Raw genomic sequence first — 4,027 nt, forward strand, 5'->3', positions numbered from 1 at the left:
CTGAGACTCGCCTTGGGAAAACCCGCGACGCCGGGCGGCGCGAGAGACTAGACCGACCGACCCATCAAAGGGGGGATGATTAAGCGCATCCCCAAAAGCAGCTCTCGAAGATTGGACGGAAAACCCCAAACGTACACGACATGCGGAATATTGATGCATTCGAGCCTTGCGGTGACCCTCGAGGGGCTTCCACTGGGGCTCAACGCCGTGAAGTTCTGGACCAGAAAGCAATTCAGAGGGGGCGCTGCGCTCAGGCGCGAGGTCAACCTGACACGGATCCCCATTGAACCAAGGAGAGCATTCGGTGGCTGGAGAACCTCAAGCAATCCACGGAGCTTTTCGAGAAGCCATCGCAGTGCATCCATATCGGTGATCGTGAGGCCAATATTTATGAATTGTTTTGCGCCGCCCAAGAGGTTGGAACGCATTTCTTGGTATGGACCCGTATCCTTTCTATTCAAATCGACCATCGAATACATCGAGTCCTGTTGACTGTTCTTGCGGATCGAATTTTAAAAGGTGGATTCGGTGGCGGTATGCCCGGACGCCCAGAAGCCACCGAGATCAATCGCAGCTTGGCCGAACAGCGTCGTTTCCACCAAGCCGAGTGCGCTGCGCCAGGGAAATAGGAACTGTCTCGGCGGAGCCGCGGTCGACGCCGTGATGTGGCCGCATTGCGATCGCCATGAACCGCGCGCCCCGCATCTCGTCGGAGGCGGGTTGACCTGCCCCTGAATTTTCATCCAGCGGCAGTTAGAGTCTCGGTGGGTGATCTGCATTCGGGATACGTGAACGCCAAGGCTGGCGTCCCGTGACGCCACGCCAGTCGCTTGCCATAATAGCGATGTTGATTAGATCCGAATCGGGACTTGTTGCCTGAGACGAATTGCCTCATCCCGGTCGCTGCCGTAAAATATCTCTCGACGAGCGCTGTCGTTCGGCGTGAATAGGTAGAAGAGACCCATGGCCATGGGGATGGCGCCGAGACCGAAGATTAACAGAAGCGGGACGCCTTGTAGGAAAAGAAGGCCACCAACGCGCGCTCTTGCGTTCATCTCGTCGAATGCTACGGCACCGTCCATTGACTTGACGCCGAACAATCGTTTCTTCCCTCTGATGGTCTCAAAGTAAAATTCGCCGCCTATGTTTAAGTTCACCAGCAACGACAGGATCGCATTCGTTGCGAAGACCTTGGAGACGTTGATCCGTTGACCGTGCTCGTCTTGCATTTCGATCCACTGATATATGCAGCCATCTTTCAAGATATCGTGCTGGCCGTATGCAGTAATTGTACCCTTGATTGAAAACAGACCCATTTTACCCTCAGTTATGATCTTCGATTTCGTATTCGAAGACGAGCCGTGAATGCTTCACGGTGGCATTAGTCCCGATGACGGCGCATCCATGCGGATCACGCCGCGGCGGGATGCCGGTCAGAATGATGCCGGGACCCGCATCCTTGCCCGTGACTCGATACGGAGCCGGATCGCATCCGCGTTTGAACGTGTAGGCGACGCCTTCGTAATTGCCGTGCTCGTCCCACCGTCCGGAAAACAGAACCGTGCCTTCCTTTACCGGAAGGCCGGAGCGGGGCGTCTCGTATCGGATTTCGACGATACCCTTGTCACGGGTGATAATGCCACGAGATCCGTTGTGAAATATCGGAGCCATCTCTTGGGCCGATGCGCTTGAGTTCACCAGAACGGCGATCGCGCATACAATGTTCTTCATTGGACTTCCCCAGTTCTAGACAACGCTACCGACAGAGTCGCAATTTTCTGCGTTCGAAATCTCTAAAGTTGTAACTGAATCCGGAGCGCCCAAGTCTCACGTGGGGTCATGCTGGATCGTCATGCCCTAACACGAGTTCGCGGAATGCTCATCGAGTATTTTCGTTCTGTAAGTCTGCGCTCTTCCATCAATGTATTCTGACAGAGACTCCGGAACGTTGGTCCAAATGGGATCGACGAACTCGACTGCAATAACGTTTGCCCTCTGTAGCGCCCAAGCGAACTCGAGAGACTGTGCCCGCGGCCGATATCGGTTTCTGTCGAAGTACCAGTTCAGGGCCGGAGACATTCTAATGATGCGCCTGCTGCTCATCCCATCGTTCTTCCTATCTCTACTCTATACCGAGAAGAGCATTCTGACCTACTCTATCGTTATGTTGGTGGGCGGCACTCTGGTCGGCTGGCAATATGGCGCTCTATAACTTCATTGGCACTACGCTGATGCCGAGAAATGTTCGGACCGCCGGCGTAACGCTTGGGTACGCTGTTGGTGCAACGATATTCGGCGGTACCACACCATTCCTTCTTTGGCTCCAACGTTCGAACCTCTCCTGGGTATTTCCCTTTTACGGCACGGCGATCGTGGTTCTTAGCATCGTAGTTTATCTGATCGCCAAAAAGCGAGGCGGCGTCTACGTCGGAGATTAGGCAAGGCAGGGCTTCGTTGCCTCAGCGTGAACGATATACATCACGAAAGGCCCCAGCGATCATGATGGCGCAAACCCTGACCTTGGAAAGCGGTGCCGGGCTCGGCACCATCGCCGAACGCTGCGGTTTCTGTGACTTCTATTCAGTCGCACATTTAAGCGTACCACCGGCACCCGCCCGCGCACTTAGCGGCGCGTCGATTGCTGAACCGACGCGCATGACGTCCTCACCGCAATGGGTTGGTGCTTTGCCTTCCGCGATCGGCGCCCGAAATTGAGCGAGTTTGACGTCGGTCGCTGCGAGCCTGCTGAGGAGGTGGTTGAGAAGTTCGCGCAATCGCGTCAACCGGACATTCCGTTCCTGCTTGGAATCGAGCGGAGAAACCTCGAGGCTCTAACTCGCCCCACGAGGGCAGGGAGGTCGACGGAGCAACAAGCGCAATCGTCACCGTCCTCGAGGACGACGGCTTGATGCGTCGCGCTCAGTTTCCGACGGCTCGCTGACAATCCTGTCCCATTGTCCGGTATTGATTCCTCGCGATAACAATGATAACATATAACTATTCAGGCAGGGAACAATAACACATGGGAAACGCCATAGCGGGTAACGCATCGTTGCTCAGGATCGAGACGACGGGCACAGTGCTGACTGTGGGGCTCAACCGTCCGGCCAAGCGCAACGCGCTGAACGACGGCATCATCCTTGCGCTGCAGTGCTGCTTTTCTGCGATTCCCGATAGGATCGGCGCTGTTGTCATCCACGGCATCGGCGATCACTTCTCCGCTGGCCTCGATCTGTCCGAGCTGACCGAACGCGACGCCACCGAAGGGCTTGTCCATTCCCAGATGTGGCATCGAGTGTTCGACCGCATCCAGTATTGCCGCGTGCCCGTGATCGCTGCGCTGAAGGGGGCGGTGATCGGCGGCGGCCTCGAGCTTGCCTGCGCGGCGCATATCCGCGTCGCGGAGCCTTCGGCCTATTTCGCGCTGCCGGAGGGCCAGCGCGGCATCTTCGTCGGCGGGGGCGGATCGGTGCGGCTGCCGCGGTTGATCGGCGTGCCCCGGATGGCCGACATGATGTTGACCGGCCGGGTCTATTCCGCGACCGAAGGCGCCTCTTACGGCTTCTCGCAATATCTCACCGAGGCCGGCGGCTCACTGGCAAAGGCGATGGAGCTTGCCGTGCGCGTCGCTGCGAACGCGCCGCTGACCAATTTCGCGGTGCTGCAGGCGTTGCCGATGATCGCGGAGGCCAATCCGCAGACCGGGCTCTTGATGGAATCCCTAGTGGCGACCGTCGCGCAGAGCGACAAGGAAGCCAAGCGGCGTATCCGCGCATTCCTTGATCGCAAGACCGCCAAGGTGAAGCCGACATGAGCGCCAAGCCTGACACGTCCGCGACAGCCGCCAGCGCGCATCCGCTGCGCCCGATCTCGTTCGGCAATCCCGAGGTGACGGTCGAGCGCCATGCCGACGGCACGATCTATCTTCGCCCGAAGGCGAAGCTCGCCGATTATCCCGTTCGCATCACCGACCGCCTGCATCACTGGGCCAAAGCCGCGCCGAACCGCGTGTTCATGGCCGAGCGCG

The 4,027-nt window shown here is 57.8% G+C and carries 5 protein-coding genes and 1 pseudogene; 4 read left to right on the forward strand and 2 right to left on the reverse strand.

The features are described 5' to 3' along the window. Window positions 1–851 precede the first annotated feature (851 nt). Window positions 852–1,316 (reverse strand): hypothetical protein, encoded by a 465-nt coding sequence (locus H8A95_RS41850; RefSeq protein ID WP_229169667.1) that lies wholly within the window; start codon window positions 1,314–1,316, stop codon window positions 852–854. Window positions 1,317–1,323: 7 nt separating this feature from the next. Beyond that, entirely contained in the window at window positions 1,324–1,731 is a 408-nt protein-coding gene (locus H8A95_RS41855; protein WP_229169668.1) for a hypothetical protein, read from the reverse strand. A 352-nt stretch (window positions 1,732–2,083) separates the two neighbouring features. On the opposite strand from H8A95_RS41855, the gene H8A95_RS44020 reads away from it, so the two are divergent. The 4 genes and pseudogenes from H8A95_RS44020 to H8A95_RS41870 form a co-directional block, all read left to right on the forward strand. Then, the gene (locus H8A95_RS44020) at window positions 2,084–2,212 is read left to right on the forward strand and encodes a hypothetical protein (protein ID WP_274617727.1); all 129 of its coding nucleotides are present in this window, start codon (window positions 2,084–2,086) and stop codon (window positions 2,210–2,212) included. Between the two features lie 287 nt (window positions 2,213–2,499). Continuing rightward, window positions 2,500–2,715 (forward strand): hypothetical protein, encoded by a 216-nt coding sequence (locus H8A95_RS41860; protein ID WP_229169669.1) that lies wholly within the window; start codon window positions 2,500–2,502, stop codon window positions 2,713–2,715. Window positions 2,716–3,022: 307 nt separating this feature from the next. Then, entirely contained in the window at window positions 3,023–3,814 is a 792-nt protein-coding gene (locus H8A95_RS41865) for a crotonase/enoyl-CoA hydratase family protein (RefSeq protein ID WP_229169670.1), read from the forward strand. Continuing rightward, a pseudogene (locus tag H8A95_RS41870) lies at window positions 3,811–4,027 on the forward strand (feruloyl-CoA synthase); the annotation flags it as partial. The gene H8A95_RS41865 and the pseudogene H8A95_RS41870, both read left to right, overlap by 4 nt.

Origin of the sequence: Bradyrhizobium oropedii, from assembly GCF_020889685.1 — a bacterium.
Taxonomy (GTDB): domain Bacteria; phylum Pseudomonadota; class Alphaproteobacteria; order Rhizobiales; family Xanthobacteraceae; genus Bradyrhizobium; species Bradyrhizobium oropedii.

Coding starts and splice junctions, on each gene's coding strand:
- H8A95_RS41850 (WP_229169667.1), bottom strand. CDS start 1,316: ATGGGTCTGTTTTCAATCAAGGGTACAATTACTGCATACGGCCAGCAC.
- H8A95_RS41855 (WP_229169668.1), bottom strand. CDS start 1,731: ATGAAGAACATTGTATGCGCGATCGCCGTTCTGGTGAACTCAAGCGCA.
- H8A95_RS44020 (WP_274617727.1), top strand. CDS start 2,084: ATGATGCGCCTGCTGCTCATCCCATCGTTCTTCCTATCTCTACTCTAT.
- H8A95_RS41860 (WP_229169669.1), top strand. CDS start 2,500: ATGATGGCGCAAACCCTGACCTTGGAAAGCGGTGCCGGGCTCGGCACC.
- H8A95_RS41865 (WP_229169670.1), top strand. CDS start 3,023: ATGGGAAACGCCATAGCGGGTAACGCATCGTTGCTCAGGATCGAGACG.